The following is a 20194-nucleotide window of genomic DNA, read 5'->3' as shown; positions in this document are numbered from 1 at the left end:
TCTCCCAGTTAAGATGAGGCCAAAGATGCCACGTTCGTTGCTCACAGATCCATCAGCAACCTTGTCGGATCCTCCAAAGCCTCCTTCACCCGGACGAGGAACGTGACGGCGCCCTTGCCGTCGACGACCCGGTGGTCGTAGGAAAGCGCGAGGTACATCATCGGGCGGATCACGATCTCGCCGTTCACCACGATCGGGCGCTCCTGGATCTTGTGCATCCCGAGGATCCCCGATTGCGGCGGGTTGAGGATCGGCGAGGACATCAAGGAGCCGTAGACGCCGCCGTTCGAGATGGTGAAGCTGCCCCCCTGCATTTCGGCCATCGAGAGCTTGCCGTCGCGGGCGCGGAGGCCCAGTTCGCCGATCTTCTTCTCGATCGCGGCGAAGCCCATCTGGTCGGCGTCGCGCACGACGGGCACGACGAGGCCCGAGGGCGTGCCGACGGCCACGCCCATGTGGACGTAGTTCTTGTAGACGATGTCGCCGCCGTCGATCTCGGCATTGACCTCGGGCACCTCCTTCAGCGCGTGGCAGCACGCCTTGACGAAGAAGGACATGAAGCCAAGCTTGACGCTGTGCTTCTTCTCGAATTCGGCCTTGTACTGGTTGCGAAGCTCCATGACCGCGGACATGTCGACTTCGTTGTAGGTCGTAAGCATGGCGGCGGTGTTCTGGGCGTCCTTGAGGCGGCGGGCGATGGTGGCGCGCAGCCGCGTCATCTTCACCCGCTCTTCGCGCGCGGCATCCTCGGCCGGGATCGGGGCGCGAGGTGCTGCGGCGGGGGCCGGGGTTGCGGCGGCCGCGGCGGGGGCGGCATCGGCTTTGCCCGCGGCGGCCTTGGCCACGTCTTCTTTCATGACGCGGCCGTCCTTGCCGGTGCCGGTGACCTGATCGGCCGTGAGCCCGGCTTCGGCCATCGCCTTCTTGGCCGACGGCGCGTCCTCGACATCCTTGCGCTCCTTGACCGTCTCCGGCCCGGCGCCGGGCGATTCCACCGCTTCGGCCTGTTCCACCGCGGTGTCAGCCTTTGCGGGGGCAGAGCCGGCGCCCGCGCCTTCCCTGATGACAGCGAGGCGGGCCTTGGCGTCGACGGTCGCGCCTTCCTCGGCCACGATCTCGGCGAGCGTCCCGGCGACAGGGGCCGGCACCTCGACCGAGACCTTGTCGGTCTCAAGCTCGCAGAGCATCTCGTCCTGCTGGACGGCGTCGCCAACCTTCTTGAACCAGGTGGAGACGGTCGCCTCGGTCACGCTTTCGCCGAGCGTGGGAACCATCACGTCGATATTCTTACCAGACATCTTGCTATCACTTCCCTCTTCGGCTTTTGGCGCGGCTTCGGCGCTTTTCTTGGGGGTCACTTTCTCGGGACTGGCATCGCCCGCCTCGGCGATCTGCGCCAGAAGCGCGTTCACGCCGACTGTGTCGCCCTCCTTGGCTACGATCTCGGCGAGCTTGCCGGCGGCCGGCGAGGGGACCTCGACCGTCACCTTGTCGGTCTCGAGCTCGCAGAGCATTTCATCCTCCGCGACGCTGTCGCCCGGTTGCTTGAACCAGGTGGCGACGGTCGCCTCCGAGACGCTTTCGCCGAGCGTTGGGACGCGGACCTCGATGCTCATTTCTTGCCATCCTCCAGAGTCAGCGCCTCGTTCACGATCACGTCTTGTTCGGCCTTGTGACGCGAGGCGAGGCCGGTCGCGGGCGAGGCCGAGGCGTGCCGGCCGACATAGCGCGGGCGCTGGGTCTTGGCCTTGATCCGGGTGAGCACCCATTCGATGTTCGGCTCCACGAAGGTCCAGGCGCCCTGGTTCTTGGGCTCTTCCTGGCACCAGATCACCTCGGCTTCCTTGAAGCGCCCAAGCTCCTTCACCACGGATTGCGCCGGGAACGGGTAGAACTGTTCGAGCCGGAGGAGGTAGACGTCGTCGATCCCGCGCGCGTCGCGTTCTGCGAGCAGGTCGAAATAGACCTTGCCCGAACACATCACGACGCGGCGGATCTTCTTGTCGGCCACCAGTTTGGTGTCCGAATGGCCCTTCTGCGCGTCGTCCCAAAGGCAACGGTGGAAGGTCGAGCCGGTGGTAAAGTCGTCCGCGTCCGAGACGCACATCGGATGCCGCAGCAGCGATTTCGGCGTCATCAGAATAAGGGGCTTGCGGAACGTCCGGTGAAGCTGACGGCGCAGGATGTGGAAGTAATTCGCGGGTGTCGAGCAGTTGGCGACGATCCAGTTGTCCTGCGCGCATTGCTGCAGGAAGCGTTCGAGCCGGGCGGAGGAGTGTTCCGGCCCCTGTCCCTCAAACCCATGCGGCAGGAGGCAGACGAGGCCCGACATGCGCAGCCATTTCGATTCGCCCGACGAGATGAACTGGTCGAACATGATCTGGGCGCCGTTGGCGAAGTCGCCAAACTGCGCCTCCCACATCACGAGCGCGTTGGGCTCGGCGAGCGAATAGCCGTACTCGAACCCGAGGACGGCGTATTCCGACAACATCGAATCGATGACCTCGTAGCGCGACTGGCCCGTCTTGATGTGGTTGAGCGGGTAGTAGCGTTCCTCGGTCGATTGATCGATGAAGGCCGAATGGCGCTGGCTGAAGGTTCCGCGCGTGCAGTCCTGCCCGGAGAGGCGCACCGGGAAGCCCTCGGTCAGCAAGGAGCCGAAGGCCAAGGCTTCGGCGGTGGCCCAGTCGAAGCCATTGCCGGACTTGAACATCGCGGCCTTGTTCTCGAGCTGGCGCGCGACGGTCTTGTGAATGTCGAAGTCATCGGGCGCGCGAGTCAGCGCGTCGCCGATCTCGGCCATCAGCTTCTTGGTGATCGCGGTCTTGCCGGGGGTGTATTCCTCGCTCTCGCGGTCGAGATGCGACCAGCGTCCGTCGAGCCAGTCGGCCTTGTTGGGCTTGTAGCTCTTGCCGGTCTCGAATTCCTCGTTGAGATGCGCCTGGAAGGCGGCCTTCATGTCCTCGATCTCGCCCTCGGGGATGAGACCGTCGCGGACGAGCCGTTCGGTGTAGATCTGAAGCGTCGTCTTGTGGGTCTTGATCCGCTTGTACATCTGCGGATTGGTGAACATCGGCTCGTCGCCCTCGTTGTGACCGAAACGGCGGTAGCAGAACATGTCGATGACCACGTCCTTGCGGAACTTCTGCCGGAACTCGGTCGCGACCTTGGCGGCGTGGACGACCGCCTCGGGGTCGTCGCCGTTAACGTGGAAGATCGGCGCCTCGACCATCAGCGCGATATCCGTCGGGTAGGGCGAGGAGCGTGAGAAATGCGGTGCGGTCGTGAAACCGATCTGGTTGTTGACGACGATGTGCATCGTGCCGCCGGTGCGGTGCCCGGCGAGGCCGGAAAGGCCGAAGCATTCGGCCACGACGCCCTGACCGGCGAAGGCCGCGTCGCCGTGCAGGAGGATCGGCAGGACCTTCGTGCGGGTCGTGTCGTTGATCTGCGCCTGCTTGGCGCGGACCTTGCCAAGGACGACCGGGTTCACCGCCTCGAGATGCGAGGGGTTGGCGGTCAGCGAGAGGTGCACCTCGTTGCCGTCGAATGTCCGGTCCGACGAGGCCCCGAGGTGGTATTTCACGTCGCCCGAGCCGTCCACGTCCTCGGGCTTGAAGCTTCCACCCTGAAACTCGTTGAAGATCGCCCGGTAGGGCTTGCCCATCACGTTGGCAAGCACAGAGAGCCGGCCGCGATGCGGCATGCCGAAGACGATGTCCTCGACGCCGAGCGCACCGCCGCGCTTGACGATCTGTTCCATCGCCGGGATCAGGGCCTCGCCGCCGTCGAGGCCGAAGCGCTTGGTGCCCATATACTTGACGTGGAGGAACTTCTCGAAGCCTTCGGCCTCCACGAGCTTGTTGAGGATCGCCTTGCGGCCCTCTCGCGTGAACGCGATCTCCTTTCCGAAGCCCTCGATCCGCTCCTTCAGCCAGGACGCCTGTTCGGGATCGGAGATGTGCATGTACTGGAGCGCGAATGTGCCGCAATAGGTGCGCTTCACGATCTCGAGGATCTCGCGCATCGAGGCATGTTCGAGACCCAGCACCTTGTCGATGAAGATCGGCCGGTCCATGTCGGCCTCGGCGAAACCGTAGGAGCGGGGGTCGAGCTCGGGATGCGGCGTCTCGGCGCGCATGCCCAGGGGATCGAGCTCGGCGACGAGATGGCCGCGGATCCGATAGGCGCGGATGATCATCAGCGCGCGGATCGAATCGAGCACCGCCTGCTTGACCTGGTCGTCGCTGACCGCGACGCCCATCTCGGCGGCCTTCGCCTTGATCTTGTCGCCGGCGCCCTTCATCTCCTTGGCCGCGATCGGCCATTCCCCGGTCAGCGCCGAGGTCAATTCGTCCGCCGGCATCGGCGGCCAGTCAGCACGCTCCCACGAGGCGCCCTTCGCCTCTTTCCGGACGTCGTTCTCCGCGTCCCCGAGCGAACGGAAGAAGGCGGCCCACGTCGCATCGACTGCGCCTGGGTCATTGGCATAGCGGGCATAGAGCTGTTCGACATATTCGGCATTCGCGCCTTGCAGGAAGCTCGAGGCGTGGAACTGGCCGTTGGGGGATTGTTCCGTCATGATCCTATCGGCCGGTTGGCGTTCCGGCCGCTCCTGTCGTCATGGTTGGGGCCGCGGATCGTGGCAGGCGCGGCCGGGGTGATGGGGGCGGCTCTCATGCGCGCTTCCCCGTGAGGCTGTCGGTCAGGCGGCCAAGAAGGCCGCGCCGGTCTGCATCGACAGACGCGTTCGCGGGCGGCTCGGCGCCATAGCCGAAGCGGGCGAAGTCCTCGGCATAGACCTCGGCGATCCGCGTCAGCGTCTCCGCCGACGGCGTGAGGCGTTCGGCGTCGGGCGCCATGTTCTTCTTGCGCACGTTTTCCTTCGGGATGGCCCGCGGGCCTTGGGTGTCGCCCGCGAGCCCGTCGATATGGCCGACGAGCGTGGACAACCCGTCCTCCAACCGGAAGACAGTCGCGTCGTCGGGCACGATCTTCGATTGCGGGCAGAGGTGGTTGTCGTAGAGGAACGGCTCGTCCTCGGCACGGCCGACCCAGTCGTCGAACCACTCGTCGATCGACCAGAGCGCGGCGACGGTGCCCTCGACCTCCACCTGGTACTGGAACGCGCTGACGAGCCGCTTGACCGGGTGGCGCACGACCGCGAAGGACGAGGCGATCCAGTCGGGCGGGACCAGCCGCATGAGCGCGGACCAGGGCAGGTGCTGGGGCGAAGACTTCGTCCAGCGCTTGGCTTCAGGCAGTTCCAGATGGCGTGTGTCGAGAAAGGCGAGCGCGCCGAAGCGTTGCCGGAGGTACGCCTCGACCGACGACCCGCCGCATTTCGGGACGTGGGCGTAGTAGTGAAGCTTTTCGACAACCCGGAAAATCGGCATACCCGTCACCTTGCTAACCCCGCCCCAGACTGCGCCGGGGCGGGAGGACAATCAACCTATCGCCTTCAGAACCGCCTCGCCAAGCGTCGCCGGGCTGTCGGCCACGACGATGCCGGCCGAGCGCATCGCCTCGATCTTCTCCTCTGCGCCGCCCTTGCCGCCGGCGACGATGGCGCCGGCATGGCCCATGCGCCGGCCCGGAGGCGCGGTGCGGCCGGCGATGAAGCCCGCGACCGGCTTCTTGCGGCCCTTCTTGGCCTCGTCTTTCAGGAACTGCGCCGCCTCTTCCTCGGCCGAGCCGCCGATCTCGCCGATCATGATGATGCTTTCGGTCTCGTCATCGGCGAGAAACCATTCGAGGACGTCGAGATGCTCCGTCCCCTTGATCGGGTCGCCGCCGATCCCGACGCAGGTGCTTTGCCCCAAGCCCACATCGGTCGTCTGCTTCACCGCCTCGTAGGTCAGCGTGCCAGAGCGCGAGACGACGCCGACCGAGCCCTTCTTGTGGATATGGCCGGGCATGATGCCGATCTTGCATTCGTCGGGCGTGATGACGCCGGGGCAGTTCGGGCCGACGAGGGTGGATTTAGAGCCCTGAAGGGCGCGCTTGACGCGCATCATGTCGAGGACCGGGATTCCTTCGGTGATGCAGACGATGAGCGGCATTTCGGCGTCGATTGCCTCGAGGATCGAGTCGGCGGCGAAGGGCGGGGGCACGTAGATGACGCTGGCATTGGCCTCGGTCGCGGCCTTCGCCTCGTGGACCGAGTTGAAGACCGGCAGGCCGATATGGGTCTGCCCCCCTTTGCCCGGCGTCACGCCGCCAACCATCTTGGTGCCGTATTCGACGGCCTGTTCGGTGTGAAAGGTGCCTTGGCTGCCGGTGAGGCCCTGGCAAATGACCTTGGTGTTCTTGTCCACGAGTACTGACATGTCTTACCCCTTCACCGCCTTGACGATCTTTTCGGCCGCGTCCGACAGGTCGTCCGCCGCGATGACGTTGAGGCCGGAGCCCTTGATGATCTCCTTGCCCTTCTCGACATTGGTTCCTTCGAGCCGCACCACCAAGGGCACCTGAAGCCCCACCTCCTTGACCGCGGCGATCACGCCCTCGGCGATGATGTCGCAGCGCATGATGCCGCCGAAGATGTTGACGAGGATGCCCTTCACGTTCGGGTCGGACGTGATGATCTTGAAGGCCTCGGTCACCTTCTCCTTCGTGGCCCCGCCGCCGACATCGAGGAAATTGGCGGGCTCCGCGCCGTAGAGCTTGATGATGTCCATCGTCGCCATGGCCAACCCTGCGCCGTTGACCATGCAGCCGATCTCGCCGTCGAGCGCGATGTAGTTCAGGTCGAACTTCGAGGCGGCGAGCTCCTTCGGGTCCTCCTCGGTCTCGTCGCGAAGGGCGGCGATGTCGGGGTGGCGGTAGATCGCGTTGCCGTCGAAGCCCATCTTGGCGTCGAGGCATTTGAGCTGGCCGCCGGGGGTGACGATCAGAGGATTGATCTCAAGCATCTCCATGTCCTTCTCGACGAAGAGCTTGTAGAGCGTCCGGATCAGGCCCACGCATTGCTTGACCTGCGCCCCTTCCAGTCCCAGCGCGAAGGCCACGCGGCGGCCATGGAAGTCCGAAAGGCCCGAGGCGGGATCGACGCTAAACGACAGGATCTTGTCGGGCGTCTTGTGGGCCACCTCCTCGATGTCCATGCCGCCTTCGGTCGAGCAAACGAAGGCGATGCGCGAGGTCTGGCGGTCGACCAAGAGCGCGAGGTAAAGCTCGCGCGCGATGTCGGAGCCGTCCTCGATATAGATTCGGTTGACCTGCTTGCCGGGGGCGCCAGTCTGGTGCGTGACGAGCGTCCGGCCGAGCATCTTGCGCGCTTCGTTGGCGGCCTCTTCGACCGACTTGGCGATCCGCACGCCGCCTTTCTCGCCTGCCTCGGCCTCCTTGAAATTGCCCTTGCCGCGCCCGCCCGCATGGATCTGGGCCTTGACGACCCACAGGGGGCCGTCGAGCTCCCCGGCCGCAGTCTTGGCCTCCTCGGCCCGGAGGACCGCCCGGCCGTCCGACACCGGCGCGCCGTAGCTGCGCAGAAGCGCCTTGGCCTGGTATTCGTGGATGTTCATCGCATGTCCCCCGGTTCCGTTCGGTCTGTCGCCGGTGATGGCACAGGCACAGCCGCGAACGAAGGGGGAAATGTTGGATTTGCGGTCGTTGCGTGAGAATTGTGATTTTTGTGATCACAGCAGGAAATAGTGTGATCACATATTTGATGTCTGGGTCCGAAACACGGCTTCGCAAAGATTCGAAACGAAAAAGGGGCGCCGAAGCGCCCCCTTGGTGAAACCTCAGTCAGATCAGCCGAGAGAGCTGTCGATCCCCCTGCAGGCCTCGACAAGTCCCTTCACCGACTCGACGGACTTGTTGAACATCGCTTGTTCGGCATTGTTCAGCTTGATGTCGACGACGCGCTCGACGCCGCCCGCGCCGAGGATCGTCGGCACTCCGACATACATACCGCTCAGCCCGAAGGCGCTGTCGACATAAGCCGCGCAGGGCAGGAGCCGCTTCTGGTCCTTGAGATAGGCCTCGGCCATCTCGATCGCCGAGGCGGCGGGTGCGTAGAAGGCCGAGCCGGTCTTAAGAAGCCCCACGATCTCGGCCCCGCCGTCGCGGGTGCGCTGGACGATTGCGTCGAGCCGGTCCTGGGTTGTCCAGCCCATATCGACGAGATCGGGCAGCGGGATGCCGGCGACGGTCGAGTAGCGGGTCAATGGCACCATCGTGTCGCCGTGGCCGCCAAGGACGAAGGCGGTGACGTCGCGCATCGAGACGCCGAATTCGACGCTGAGGAAGTGCCGGAAGCGGGCCGAATCGAGCACGCCCGCCATCCCGACGACCTTTTCGTGCGGCAGGCCGGAGAATTCGCGCAAGGCCCAGACCATCGCATCCAGGGGATTGGTGATGCAGATGACGAACGCGTCGGGCGCATTGGCCTTGATGCCCTCGCCCACCGATTTCATGACCTTGAGATTGATGCCGAGAAGATCGTCGCGGCTCATGCCGGGCTTGCGCGGGACGCCGGCGGTGACGATACAGACATCGGCACCCGAGATGTCGGCATAGTCGTTTGCGCCCTTCAGCGCCGCGTCGAAGCCTTCGACGGGCCCGGATTGAGCGAGGTCGAGCGCCTTGCCTTGCGGGATGCCTTCGGCGATGTCGAAAAGGACGACGTCGCCCAGTTCCTTGATCGCGGCGAGATGGGCGAGCGTGCCGCCGATCTGCCCCGCACCGATGAGGGCGATCTTGGGTCTGGCCATGATTAGTCTCCGGGTCCAGGTGAATGTCGCGCCATTGGGTAATCGCTCGCCGCCCGCCGTGCAAGCCCGCTGCGCTGCGGCATGAGTCGCTTTGCAGGAGCTATGACTTGGCGTAGGGCTGGGGCGGGCGGACCGGAGGAGACGTGCGGAATGGGACAGGTGAGGGGTGGATCGGCCCGGGATTCGGACCGGTGATCCGGCGCGCGCTGCGCCTTACCCCGCGCTGGACCTTCCGCACGCCGGTGGGGCTCGCCGCCGTGACGGCGTTCGCCTACGCGCTCGCGCTCTGGGCGCTCGGCGAATTCGACCGGGCGCCGGCCGAGGGGTGGGTCGAGTCACGGCTTTCGCCGGTGAAGACGGCGGTACACTTCGGCGTGGCGCAGGTCCTGCCGCTTCGTCAGCCCGGTGCGGAAAACGTGGCGTCCGGCCGGGTCTTCCGCGATTGTGCCGCCTGTCCCGAAATGGTGGAAAATCCGGCGGGCGCCTTTCTCATGGGCTCGCCGCTCTTTGAAGTCGGGTGCTACCGGTATGTCTGGCTGCGCGGGCCCTTCCGCAGGCAGTTTCGCATTGCCAACCGCGCGGGGCCGCGTCGGCTCGTCCAGATCTCGCGGCCCTTCGCGATCGCGCGCCGCGAACTGACGCATGGCGAGTGGATGGCGGCGCAGTCCGACCCGGACTGGCAACGATTTTCCAGCGACGTGCCGAAGCCACCGCGGTACGATTCGGATGACGTGCCAGACCGCGCGGGAACCGGCGTCGACTGGGGCGATGCGCGGGCCTTTGCGCGCTGGCTGAGCGCCACGACCGGCAAGGCCTACCGGCTGCCGACCGAGGCGGAGTGGGAATACGCCGCCCGCGCCGGCACCGTGACGGCCTATCCCCGGGGCGACCGGATCGGGCGGAATAACGCTGCCTGTCACGACTGTTCGTCACATCGGGCCGAATCCGCCGTCGGGGCTGCACCGGCCGAGTGGATTCAGCCTTCACGACATGCATGGCAACGTATTGGAATGGGTCGAGGACTGCTTCATGCCCTGGCATCATCCTGAGAAGCGGACGGGCGGCGCGCTCCGGTTCGAGAGCCGCGAATTCGTCGTGTTCAAGGGCGGCACCGCGCTCGCCGGGCCGTGGCAGGCGCGATCGGCGATGCGGGTCGGGCCGCCTCCCAGCAACGACGGCCAAGGCTCCACGTTCCGGCTCGTCCGTGAGCTGGATGCGGAGTAGTGGGCGGGATGGAAGGGCCTCTTTTCTGGACGCTCGCCGTACTCGCCTCAGTCTCCGTCGGGCTGTCGAAGGGCGGGCTTCCGGTCGTGGCGATGCTGTCGGTGCCGGTCCTGGCGCTCGTCCTGCCGCCGGTCACGGCGGCAGGACTCCTGTTGCCGGTCTATGTCGTTTCGGACATGTTCGGGCTTTACGCCTACCGCCATGCCTTCGATAAGCGCGTGCTGGCGATTCTTGCTCCGGCGGCGGTCCTCGGCATCGGGGTCGGCTGGCTCGCGGCGGCGCATGTGTCGGACAGCGCGGTCACCGGACTCGTCGGTGTGATCGGGGCGGCCTTCGCGCTGAATCTGCTCCTGCGCCGGGGGCCGCCAATGCCGGCGCGACACGCGCATGTCGCGCCCGGACTCTTCTGGGGGGTGCTCACCGGGTTCACGAGCTTCGTGAGCCATGCGGGCGCGCCGCCCTACCAGGTATATGTGCTGCCGCTTCGCCTGACGAAAATTGTCTTCGCTGGCACGACGACGGTGCTGTTCGCCTTCGTGAACGCGGTCAAGCTGATCCCCTACGCGGCGCTCGGGCAGCTCTCGGCCGCGAATCTGAAGGTGGCGGCGATGCTATTGCCGCCATCGGTACTCGCGGTCTTCGCCGGTGTCTGGCTGGTCCGAGTGCTGCCGGAAGAGCTGTTCTTCCGGCTCGTGACCTGGACGCTTCTCGCGATCTCGCTCAAGCATCTCTGGAGTGCCTTCGCCTAGGCGCCCTTGCCGCTTGCGGGCAGGTCCTCGGCCAGATGATCGTAGTTTTCGCCTGAAGCGACGAGGCATGTCAGCCCGCCCGCCGTCGTCATGGTGATCGTCCACGTGCCGGTGTCGTCCGAGGCGAAGATCTCCATCACCGCGTTGCCGGCCGCAAGTCCGATCCCCCGGCGCGTCTCGCCGTAGCGGGCGGCAAGTTCGGCTACCACGGCGCTGCGGTCGGCGCATTGCGGCGCGGCTTGACCGAAGGCCTGGTGGGCGGCGAAGACGAGGCCACCGAAGCCCAGGGACAGTGCGAATAGCTGCTGTTTCATGTGTTGACCCGTTCGGTTGCGGCAAGCGCACGGCGCCCCGCGGCGGATGTCCGGCGGCCTGCACGCTCCCCTGACTTTCGTTTGCGAATGCGCGCCTGTTGCCGGTGACTTCGCCGATCGGCCGTCTGTGGCTGCGACAGACAGATTCTGCGCGGCGAAGCGGAAGATTCTGGTTAACGCGCCGTTCTGTTCGCGCTTCGGACAGCCTTGGCACGCCTGACGCGACGTCTCGCACGCAGCCACAGGGATATTTCTGCGTTGCGGCATTTATGGCCTTGCCGAATGTGCGGCGGATGTGGTCACTTGCGAAACATTGTTGCGAGGAGACGATCATGCCCATTTCCGACGACCGCATGCGCCCCTATCGCTCGGTGCTCTATATCCCCGGCGCGCGCGAGCGGGCGCTGGAAAAGGCGCGCGGCCTGCCGGTCGATGCGATCATCTTCGACCTTGAGGACGCTGTTGCGGCGGATGAAAAGACCAATGCCCGCGCGCTTCTCTCCCGCGTGCTGTCCGAGGCCGACTACGGTCCCCGCGCCAGAATTGTCCGGGTCAACGGGCTCGACACCGACTGGGGCGCGGACGACATCGCCGAATTCGCGGGCGCGGCCATCGACGCGATCCTCGTTCCAAAGGTCGGCGCGCCCGCCGATCTCGACGCGGTGGCCGGGCGGGTGCCTGACGTGCCGCTCTGGGCGATGATGGAGACGCCCGGGGGAATGTTGAACGCCGCCGCCATCGCCGCTCATCCGCGGCTCGCTGGCATGGTGATGGGCACCAACGACCTAGGCAAAGATCTCGGCGCCCGTTTCCGCCCCGACCGGCTGCCCATGCTGACCTCGCTTCAGCTTTGCCTGCTGGCCGCGAAGGCGCATGGCCTAATCATCGTCGATGGGGTCTATAACGCCTTCAAGGACGACGAGGGGCTCAAGGCCGAATGCGAACAGGGCCGCGACATGGGCTTCGACGGCAAGACGCTGATCCATCCGGCACAGATCGAGATTACCAACGCCGCCTTCGCGCCGTCGGACGCCGATGTCGAACTTGCCCGACGCCAGATCGACGCCTTCGAGGCCGCAAAGCGCGATGGCCAGGGCGTCGCCGTCGTCGACGGCAAGATCGTCGAGAACCTCCACGCCGCGACCGCCCGCCAGATCCTCGCCCGGGCGGAAGCTATTGCAGAGCGCGCGATTTAGGCCAGACTGCGCACCGATGCAGCGGCGCGAAAGGGTTCCACATGCAGCTCATGATCCTCGGCCTCATCCTCTGGACTGCCGCGCACCTCTTCAAGCGCGTCGCGCCGGGCTTGCGCGCCCGGATGGGCGACATTCCGGGTAAGTTGCTCGTGACGGTCCTGTCGCTCGCCGCCGTTTTCCTGATGGTGATCGGCTTTCGCCGGGCTGAGTTTGAACCGATCTATACCCCGTGGCCTGGCATGGGGCATCTAAACAATCTCCTGATGCTTGGCTCCGTGTTCCTGTTCGGCGTGTCTCATTCGAAGGGCATCGTGAAGTCGAAGCTCCGTCATCCGATGCTGACGGGCGTCATCGTCTGGGCCGTGGCGCATCTTCTCGTCAACGGCGACCTCGCCTCGGTCGTCCTTTTCGGCGGGCTCGGGCTCTGGGCCGTCGCCTCTATGGTGCTCATCAACGCGCAGGACAGCTGGACGCCGCCCGTGCCGGGGCGCATCCGGTCGGATGCAATCGGGCTGGGCATCTCGGTGGTGATCTTCGCGGTCATCGCGGCGATCCATATCTGGCTGGGGCACAACCCGTTCCTCGGCACCTATGGCTGAACGCGGCCGACTTTCAGAACGAATGCAGGGACTGTGATGAAGACCAATCCTGGCCGCTTCTTCGAGGATTACCGGCTGGGCGAGGTGATCGCCCATGCCGTGCCGCGCACCGTCTCGGGCGGCGAGCGGGCGCTTTACCACGCGCTCTACCCGGCGCGGCATGCGTTTTATTCTTCCGACGAATTTGCCCGCGCCTCGGGGCTTTCCGCCGCGCCGATCGACGACCTCATCGCCTTCCACATAGTCTTCGGCAAAACCGTGCCCGACATCTCGCTGAACGCGGTGGCCAATCTCGGCTATGCCGAGGGGCGCTGGCTGAAGCCGGTCTGGCCGGGCGATACGCTCAGATCGGAATCCGAGGTCATCGGTCTCAAGGAGAACTCGAACCGCAATTCGGGCGTCGTCTGGGTCCGGACGCGCGGGCTCAACCAGCGGGACGAGGCGGTCATGGACTATGTCCGCTGGGTGATGGTCCGCAAGCGCGACCCCGCTGCCTCCGCGCCGGATACGGCGATCCCCAAGCTTGCACCCACCGTCGCCGCCGCAGACCTCGTCGTGCCCGAAGGCCTCAACTTCACGCGCTACGACTTCACGTTGGCCGGTGAGCCGCATCGCTGGGGCGACTACGCGATGGGCGAAAAGATCGACCATGTCGACGGCGTGACGGTCGAGGAATCCGAGCACATGCTCGCCACGCGGCTCTGGCAGAACACCGCCAAGGTCCATTTCGACGCGACCAACCGCGAGGATGGCAGGCGGCTTATTTACGGCGGCCACGTCATCTCGCTCGCCCGTGCGCTCAGCTTCAATGGGCTCGCGAATGCACAGATGATCGTCGCGCTGAACGCGGGCGCCCATGCTAATCCGTGCTTTTCGGGCGATACGGTCAGGGCCTGGTCCGAAGTGCTGGACAAGGCGGAGACGCCCGCGCCCGGCGTCGGCGCGCTGCGGCTGCGGCTGGTCGCGGTGAAGCACGGCGCGGAGCCTTTCGCGGTGAAGGGCGAGGACGGCAAGTACCGGCGAAATGTGCTCCTCGATCTCGACTACTGGGCGCTCGTGCCGATGTGATGCGCGGGCGATGGACCGGCACCGGGGGATGCGGCTAAGCTTCGCCCATGTCGCTCGTTCGATCCGCCCTTGCCGCAACGCTTCTCATCGCCGGGACAACCGGTCCTGCGCCCGCGTGCGAGCTTGCGCTCCTGTTGGCGGTCGACGTCTCGGGCTCGGTCGACCGCTACGAATACGCGACCCAGATGCAGGGTCTCGCCGAAGGTCTGCGTGATCCGGTCGTCGCCGAGGCGCTGGTGCGCGGGCAGGCGGTCATTGCGCTGATGCAGTGGACGGGATCGTCGCGGCAGGACCTGACAATCGGCTGGCACCCGGTCGGCGCACGCGCCGATGTGGAGGGCCTGGCCCGGAAGATTGAATCCGCGCCGCGCCTCTGGACCGAATTTTCGACCGCGATTGGTGAAGCGCTGACCTACGGCATCCGTGTCTTCGATGACGCTCCGGCCTGCAAGCGCCGGGTCATCGACATCTCGGGCGACGGACGTTCGAACGAAGGCGCCGAGCCCATCGACGTCCGGCCCGAGCTCGAGGCCTTCGCGATCACTGTGAACGCGCTCGTCATTCGCGGCGACGACGAGGGGCTGCCGGACTATTTCGCCAAGAACGTCATGACCGGCGGCAACGCCTTCGTCGTGACGGCGGAGAACTATGACGAATATCCCGAGCGCATGCGCCGCAAGCTCAGGCGCGAGACGGAGCGGCAGATTTCGATGCCCGTCCGGTCGCATCCGATTCCCATCCGGTGGCGCGAGTGAGGAGCTGGGCGGAGTTGGCCGCTAGTTTGTGATCACAAGAAAAAAATCCGCGATCACAAACGCCAGGTTTTCCGCTAACACTCCCGGAATCGCCGCAAATCTGTCATTCACGGCGTGACACCGACCGCTTTTGCCGTCATGAAGAACTCGATGTCCGCGCGTGTCGCCGCGCTGCCGGAGGGCAAGGCAAGAGAGGGACCCACCATGGCCGATGTCAATCAGGGCAAGCGTCCGCTGTCGCCGCATCTGCAGATTTACCGCTGGCAGGTGCCGATGCTCACCTCGATCCTGACGCGGATCACGGGCAACGCGTTGATCGTGGCGGCCTTCCTGATCGTCTGGTGGCTTCTCGCGGCGGCGACCAGTGCCGATTACTTCGCGACCGCAGACGCGGTCCTGACCTCGTGGTTTGGCAAGCTCGTCTTCCTCGGCTCGATCTGGGCAATCTGGTATCACTTCCTCGCTGGGCTCCGGCATCTCTACTATGACAGTGGCCGGGGCCTCGAGATCGAGACAGCAGAGAAGCTCGGGTGGGCCTGCCTCATTGGCTCCGCCCTTCTCACGCTCATCACCATCATCATTCTCTGAGGGGCCCGACATGCGTTACCTCACCGACCGAAAGCGCGCTGTCGGACTCGGCGCCGGAAAATCCGGCACGATGCATCACTGGCACATGCAGGTCAGCTCCGTCGGCCTCGCCATCCTGATCCCGCTCTTCATCTTCACCTTCGGTCGCGTCCTCGGCGCGCCCTACGAAGAGGTCGTGGCCTACTACACGCGCCCGTTCCCGGCGATCGTCGCGGGCCTGACGCTCCTTGTCGGGCTCTATCACTTCAAGAACGGCGCGCAGATGATGATCGAGGATTATGCCCACGGCTTCGCCCGCAAGGCGGCCGTCATCGCCGTGATCTGCTTTTCCTACGGCCTGATGGGCACCGGGCTTTACGCGCTGATCCGGCTTGCGCTCTGAGGGACTGATACATGACCGCCTATCCTTACGAAGTTCATGAATACGACGTGGTTGTGGTCGGCGCCGGGGGCTCGGGTCTTCGCGCGACGCTCGGCATGGCCGAACAGGGCTTGCGGACCGCCTGCGTCACCAAGGTCTTCCCGACCCGGTCGCACACAGTCGCCGCGCAGGGCGGCATCGCCGCGTCGCTGTCGAATATGGGGCCGGACCACTGGCAGTGGCACATGTACGACACGGTCAAGGGCTCCGACTGGCTCGGCGATACCGACGCGATGGAGTACCTCGCGCGGGAAGCGCCGAAGGCGGTCTACGAGCTCGAACACTACGGCGTGCCGTTCAGCCGCACCGAAGAGGGCAAGATCTACCAGCGCCCCTTCGGCGGCCACACGACCGAATTCGGCGAAGGTCCCCCGGTGCAGCGAACCTGCGCCGCCGCTGACCGCACCGGCCACGCGATCCTGCACACGCTCTACGGCCAGAGCCTGAAGCACAATGCCGAGTTCTATGTCGAATACTTCGCCATCGACCTTATCATCACCGACGGCGCCTGCACCGGGGTCGTGGCCTGGAAGCTCGATGACGGTACGATGCACGTCTTCAACGCGAAAATGGTGGTCCTGGCGACCGGAGGCTACGGGCGGGCCTATTTCTCGGCGACCTCCGCCCATACCTGCACCGGCGACGGCGGCGGCATGGTGGCGCGCGCGGGCCTGCCGCTTCAGGACATGGAGTTCGTGCAGTTCCATCCGACCGGCATCTACGGCTCGGGCTGCCTCATCACCGAGGGCGCGCGCGGCGAGGGCGGGTATCTTACGAATTCCGAAGGCGACCGCTTCATGGAACGCTACGCGCCGACCTACAAGGACCTCGCATCGCGCGACGTGGTCAGCCGCTGCATGACGATGGAGATCCGCGAGGGCCGGGGCCTTGGGCCAGAGAAGGACCACATCCACCTGCACCTCAATCATCTGCCGCCCGAGACGCTGCACGAACGCCTGCCGGGCATCAGCGAATCCGCCCGAATCTTCGCCGGCGTCGATGTCACGAAAGAGCCGATCCCGGTCCTGCCGACCGTGCACTACAACATGGGCGGTATCCCGACCAATTTCTGGGGCGAGGTGCTGAACCCGACCAAGGACAACTCCGACGCCGTCTTCCCGGGCCTGATGGCCGTGGGCGAGGCGGGCTGCGCGAGCGTTCACGGCGCCAACCGGCTCGGGTCAAACTCGCTCATCGACCTCGTCGTCTTCGGCCGTGCCGCCGCGATCCGCGCAGGCGAGGTCGTGGACCCGAAGGAACGCAACCAGCCAGTGAACGAATCCGAGGTGGATCGAGCGCTGTCCAGCTTCGACAGATTCCGCAACGCGGATGGCAGCGTGCCGACGGCCGACCTCAGGCTCGAGATGCAAAAGGCGATGCAACAGGACGCCGCCGTCTTCCGCACCGACAAGACGCTCGCCGAGGGTGTCGGGAAGATGAGAAAGATCGCGGCCAAGATCGACGACCTCAAGGTCACCGACCGCTCGCTCATCTGGAACTCCGACCTCATGGAGACGCTGGAACTCGCGAACCTGATGCCGAATGCGCTGGCCACCATCGTCGCTGCCGAGGCGCGCAAGGAAAGCCGCGGCGCACACGCGCATGAGGACTATCCCAACCGCGACGACAAGACGTGGCGGAAGCATTCGCTCGCTTGGGTCGATGACACGACAGTCCGGCTCGATTACCGCCCCGTCCATCTCGACCCGCTGACGCCCCAGAAGGACGGCGGGATCGATCTCAAGAAAATCGCACCGAAAGCGAGGGTATACTGATGAAATTGCCGATTGCGATCCTGCTCGCCGCCGCGATGACGCTTCCCGGCTGCGCCGGCGTCGTTGCAGCGGATGCGACGCGGAAAGAAACCCGGGCGCTTATTGCAAAGGTCATGGCCGCCGAACGCCCCGGCGTCGACGCGGAAGCGGCCGCGGTCTGCGTGCAGAAGGCGATGTCCGTAGTCGAGACTGGTACGATGGGACTCGGCGATACCTCCGTGGTCAGCGCCGCGAACCGCGATCGCATTCTTGAATATGCCCAGCGACCTGATGCCGTGGCGTGCCTTGACGCTCTGGCGGCGACGGAGGCCGCCGGGTGATCCAGAACGGCCACCATATCGGTCTACCGGCGATGGCGCTGCTCGCTGCCTGCGGGCCGATGTCGGTCGAGCGCGCGGAGGACGTGTGTTTCGAACGCGCGCGGCTCGCGGCAGGTCCGCGCGGGCTGATCGCGGTCGGTGGCGGCTCGGGCGGCGCGGCGAGCAAGGTGCGCCTCGAGCTTTCCACCGAATGGATCCAGGGCAAGGACCCATCTGCGCTCTACATTTCCTGCGTTCACAGGAAATCCGGCAGTTTCCCCCGCCGTCAGCTCTATGACCGCCCCGATTGGAAGGGATAAATCATGGTCCAGTTCACGCTTCCCAAGAACTCGAAGATGCGCGTCGGCAAGACCTGGCCGAAGCCCGAGGGGGCTACCAATGTCCGCAAGTTCCAGATCTACCGCTGGGACCCGGACACGGGCGAGAACCCCCGCGTCGACACCTATTTCGTCGACATGGACAACTGCGGGCCGATGATTCTGGACGCGCTCATCAAGATCAAGAACGAGATCGACCCGACGCTCACGTTCCGCCGGTCGTGCCGGGAAGGCATCTGCGGGTCGTGTGCCATGAACATCGACGGGATCAACACGCTCGCCTGCATCTACGGGCTCGACGAGGTGAAGGGCGACGTGAAGATCTATCCGCTGCCGCACATGCCGGTGGTGAAGGACCTCATCCCCGACCTCACCCATTTCTACGCTCAGCACGCCTCGATCATGCCGTGGCTCGAGACCAAGACCAATCGCCCGAGGAAGGAGTGGAAGCAGTCGATCGAGGACCGCAAGAAGCTCGACGGGCTATATGAGTGCGTGATGTGCGCCTCGTGCTCGACCGCCTGCCCCAGCTACTGGTGGAACGCCGACCGCTATCTCGGTCCGGCCGCGCTCCTGCACGCCTATCGCTGGATCATCGACAGCCGCGACGAGGCGACGCCCGAGCGGCTCGATCAGCTCGAAGACCCGTTCAAGCTTTACCGCTGTCATACGATCATGAACTGCACCAAGACCTGCCCCAAGGGGCTGAACCCAGCCAAGGCAATCGCCGAGATCAAAAAGCTGATGGTGGAGCGGGTTGTCTGACGCCTCGGCGTCGCAACTACTCGCCCTTGCGCTCGCGACACTGGCGGGCGCCACCATTCCGCTCGGCGCCTTCCTTGCCGAACACACGTCAATCCGACCGCGATGGCTGGACGAAGAGTTCCGGCACAGCGCGATCGCCTTCGGCGGCGGCGCGCTCTTTTCCGCCATCGCCCTCGTTCTCGTGCCAGAAGGCGCGGCGCGTCTGCCCGCGATCTGGACGCTCATCCTCTTCGCGCTGGGCGGGGTCGTTTTCTACGGCGTTGATCGGTTGCTGCGCTCCCTTGGCGGGCAGATGGCGCAGTTCCTGGCCATGATGCTGGACTTCGTGCCCGAGGCCGCCGCGCTCGGCGCGCTTCTCGTGGAAGATGTCGGCGCGGGCTATGTGCTCGCAGCCCTGATCGCGCTTCAGAACCTGCCGGAATCCTTCAACGCCTGCCGAGAGATCCGGGCGGCCTTCGACGTGACCGGGCGGCGCGTCGTCCTCCTGTTCGCGGCGCTCGTGCCCATCGGTCCGCTCGCCGCCTGGACCGGATTCGCCGTGCTCGGCGATCTGCCGGAGATCCTCGGCGGCATCATGATCTTCGCGAGCGGCGGCATCCTCTACCTCATCTTCGAGGATATCGCGCCCGCCGCCGTTCTGAAGAACCGCGGCGCGCCGGCGCTCGGGGCCGTGGCGGGATTTCTTCTGGGCCTGGCCGGTCATCTCCTGGTGCAGTAATGGGCCGGGGCACGATCAGGCGCTGGGTGCGGACTTGCGCGCATAGGCGACAAGGGCCGCGACCTCCTCCTCCCGCGGCTCGGCGCCGGTGAAGCCAAGCAGGTAGCTGGGTACCCGCTTCAGTCGCTCCTCCAAGGGTTCTGAAAGCTCCAGCGCGTAGTAGCCGACCTGCATGTAGTAAAGGATGCGGGCGCGGACTTCGGCCTCGGCGGCCTCATAGCCGTGGCGCTCGAACATCGCCTGAAAGGCGCCAAGGCGCGTCGCGTCGGTCCGATCGATGATCCGCCGGACCGCGCCGTCGCGCCGCGCCCATTCGCGGATCGCGAAGTCGAGCCGGTGGTTGAACAGCCGCGCATCGACCCAGCAGCGGAAGACGTTGCAGACCGCCGCGGTGATCGTGTGCGCCGGCAGTGCTGCATGGCGGATGAGCGCGGCAGTGTTTGTCTGCTCCCACGCGTCGAGAAGCGCATCGAGGAGATCCTTACGGCTCTTGAAGTACCAGTAGAAGCTCGACCGCGAGACGCCGAGTCTTTCGCCAATCGACAGGACCTTGACCTCCGCGACGCCTTCGCTGACCAGCAGGTCCATCGCGACCGTCAGCCAGTCCTCACGCGTGACCTTGGTGTTGCCGAGCAGGATGGGTTCCGCTTCGGGATCGCTCATGA

At 65.5% G+C, this 20194-nt stretch carries 21 protein-coding genes and 1 pseudogene; 14 read left to right on the top strand and 8 right to left on the bottom strand.

Annotated features, from left to right (window positions below; genetic code table 11):
• Positions 1-41: 41 nt before the first annotated feature.
• From odhB to mdh, 6 genes are all read right to left on the bottom strand, one after another.
• Complete coding sequence (gene odhB, locus DEA8626_RS19105; protein WP_108854846.1) at positions 42-1616, bottom strand: 2-oxoglutarate dehydrogenase complex dihydrolipoyllysine-residue succinyltransferase; 1575 nt, start codon at positions 1614-1616, stop codon at positions 42-44.
• The gene (locus tag DEA8626_RS21255) at positions 1613-4582 is read right to left on the bottom strand and encodes a 2-oxoglutarate dehydrogenase E1 component (RefSeq protein ID WP_219929225.1); all 2970 of its coding nucleotides are present in this window, start codon (positions 4580-4582) and stop codon (positions 1613-1615) included. The genes odhB and DEA8626_RS21255 overlap by 4 nt, the downstream gene beginning before the upstream one ends.
• Before the next feature lie 94 nt (positions 4583-4676).
• Positions 4677-5396 carry a sulfotransferase family 2 domain-containing protein gene (locus DEA8626_RS19085; protein WP_108854844.1) on the bottom strand — a complete coding sequence of 240 codons (720 nt, stop codon included), beginning with the start codon at positions 5394-5396 and terminating at the stop codon, positions 4677-4679.
• A 51-nt stretch (positions 5397-5447) separates the two neighbouring features.
• Complete coding sequence (sucD, locus tag DEA8626_RS19080; protein WP_108854843.1) at positions 5448-6329, bottom strand: succinate--CoA ligase subunit alpha; 882 nt, start codon at positions 6327-6329, stop codon at positions 5448-5450.
• Between the two features lie 3 nt (positions 6330-6332).
• Complete coding sequence (sucC, locus tag DEA8626_RS19075) at positions 6333-7526, bottom strand: ADP-forming succinate--CoA ligase subunit beta (protein ID WP_108854842.1); 1194 nt, start codon at positions 7524-7526, stop codon at positions 6333-6335.
• A 231-nt stretch (positions 7527-7757) separates the two neighbouring features.
• Entirely contained in the window at positions 7758-8720 is a 963-nt protein-coding gene (gene mdh / locus DEA8626_RS19070) for a malate dehydrogenase (protein ID WP_108854841.1), read from the bottom strand.
• A gap of 143 nt (positions 8721-8863) precedes the next feature.
• Between mdh and DEA8626_RS21665 the strand changes: the two genes are divergently transcribed.
• From DEA8626_RS21665 to DEA8626_RS19055, 3 genes are read left to right on the top strand one after another with little or no spacing between them, the layout of a single operon-like run.
• Positions 8864-9769, top strand: coding sequence for a formylglycine-generating enzyme family protein (locus DEA8626_RS21665; protein WP_108854840.1), 906 nt, complete (start codon positions 8864-8866; stop codon positions 9767-9769).
• The gene (locus tag DEA8626_RS21660; RefSeq protein ID WP_108854839.1) at positions 9711-9944 is read left to right on the top strand and encodes an SUMF1/EgtB/PvdO family nonheme iron enzyme; all 234 of its coding nucleotides are present in this window, start codon (positions 9711-9713) and stop codon (positions 9942-9944) included. Before DEA8626_RS21665 ends, DEA8626_RS21660 begins: the two co-directional genes overlap by 59 nt.
• Positions 9945-9952: 8 nt before the next feature.
• Positions 9953-10693 carry a sulfite exporter TauE/SafE family protein gene (locus DEA8626_RS19055; RefSeq protein WP_108854838.1) on the top strand — a complete coding sequence of 247 codons (741 nt, stop codon included), beginning with the start codon at positions 9953-9955 and terminating at the stop codon, positions 10691-10693.
• Here the strand turns inward: DEA8626_RS19055 and DEA8626_RS19050 are convergent.
• The gene (locus DEA8626_RS19050; RefSeq protein ID WP_108854837.1) at positions 10690-11007 is read right to left on the bottom strand and encodes a hypothetical protein; all 318 of its coding nucleotides are present in this window, start codon (positions 11005-11007) and stop codon (positions 10690-10692) included. The two genes, DEA8626_RS19055 and DEA8626_RS19050, sit on opposite strands and share 4 nt — an antisense overlap.
• Before the next feature lie 353 nt (positions 11008-11360).
• On the opposite strand from DEA8626_RS19050, the gene DEA8626_RS19045 reads away from it, so the two are divergent.
• The 11 genes and pseudogenes from DEA8626_RS19045 (at position 11361) to DEA8626_RS18995 (ending at position 19529) form a co-directional block, all read left to right on the top strand.
• Positions 11361-12203 (top strand): HpcH/HpaI aldolase/citrate lyase family protein, encoded by an 843-nt coding sequence (locus DEA8626_RS19045; protein ID WP_108854915.1) that lies wholly within the window; start codon positions 11361-11363, stop codon positions 12201-12203.
• Positions 12204-12244: 41 nt separating this feature from the next.
• Positions 12245-12802: an NnrU family protein gene (locus DEA8626_RS19040; protein WP_108854836.1), complete on the top strand. Its 558-nt coding sequence runs from the start codon at positions 12245-12247 to the stop codon at positions 12800-12802.
• Positions 12803-12826: 24 nt separating this feature from the next.
• A pseudogene (locus DEA8626_RS19035) lies at positions 12827-13870 on the top strand (MaoC family dehydratase); the annotation flags it as partial.
• A 47-nt stretch (positions 13871-13917) separates the two neighbouring features.
• Positions 13918-14625: a DUF1194 domain-containing protein gene (locus tag DEA8626_RS19030; protein ID WP_108854834.1), complete on the top strand. Its 708-nt coding sequence runs from the start codon at positions 13918-13920 to the stop codon at positions 14623-14625.
• A 204-nt stretch (positions 14626-14829) separates the two neighbouring features.
• Entirely contained in the window at positions 14830-15213 is a 384-nt protein-coding gene (gene sdhC / locus DEA8626_RS19025; RefSeq protein WP_108854914.1) for a succinate dehydrogenase, cytochrome b556 subunit, read from the top strand.
• Between the two features lie 10 nt (positions 15214-15223).
• Positions 15224-15595: a succinate dehydrogenase, hydrophobic membrane anchor protein gene (gene sdhD, locus DEA8626_RS19020; RefSeq protein WP_108854833.1), complete on the top strand. Its 372-nt coding sequence runs from the start codon at positions 15224-15226 to the stop codon at positions 15593-15595.
• A gap of 11 nt (positions 15596-15606) precedes the next feature.
• Positions 15607-17409 (top strand): succinate dehydrogenase flavoprotein subunit, encoded by a 1803-nt coding sequence (gene sdhA / locus DEA8626_RS19015; RefSeq protein ID WP_108854832.1) that lies wholly within the window; start codon positions 15607-15609, stop codon positions 17407-17409.
• The gene (locus tag DEA8626_RS19010) at positions 17409-17729 is read left to right on the top strand and encodes a hypothetical protein (protein WP_108854831.1); all 321 of its coding nucleotides are present in this window, start codon (positions 17409-17411) and stop codon (positions 17727-17729) included. Before sdhA ends, DEA8626_RS19010 begins: the two co-directional genes overlap by 1 nt.
• The gene (locus DEA8626_RS19005) at positions 17726-18028 is read left to right on the top strand and encodes a hypothetical protein (protein WP_245890931.1); all 303 of its coding nucleotides are present in this window, start codon (positions 17726-17728) and stop codon (positions 18026-18028) included. Before DEA8626_RS19010 ends, DEA8626_RS19005 begins: the two co-directional genes overlap by 4 nt.
• Positions 18029-18031: 3 nt before the next feature.
• Positions 18032-18811, top strand: a complete 780-nt coding sequence (locus tag DEA8626_RS19000; protein WP_108854830.1) for a succinate dehydrogenase iron-sulfur subunit — start codon at positions 18032-18034, stop codon at positions 18809-18811.
• Positions 18804-19529: a ZIP family metal transporter gene (locus DEA8626_RS18995; protein ID WP_108854829.1), complete on the top strand. Its 726-nt coding sequence runs from the start codon at positions 18804-18806 to the stop codon at positions 19527-19529. The genes DEA8626_RS19000 and DEA8626_RS18995 overlap by 8 nt, the downstream gene beginning before the upstream one ends.
• Before the next feature lie 15 nt (positions 19530-19544).
• Here the strand turns inward: DEA8626_RS18995 and DEA8626_RS18990 are convergent, their stop codons facing one another.
• Complete coding sequence (locus tag DEA8626_RS18990) at positions 19545-20192, bottom strand: TetR/AcrR family transcriptional regulator (protein ID WP_108854828.1); 648 nt, start codon at positions 20190-20192, stop codon at positions 19545-19547.
• Between the last annotated feature and the right edge of the window lie 2 nt (positions 20193-20194).

This window comes from Defluviimonas aquaemixtae (genome assembly GCF_900302475.1).
Lineage (GTDB): Bacteria > Pseudomonadota > Alphaproteobacteria > Rhodobacterales > Rhodobacteraceae > Albidovulum > Albidovulum aquaemixtae.
Note: the sequence above shows the minus strand (reverse complement) of the source record. Positions and strands in the feature narration are given on the sequence as shown.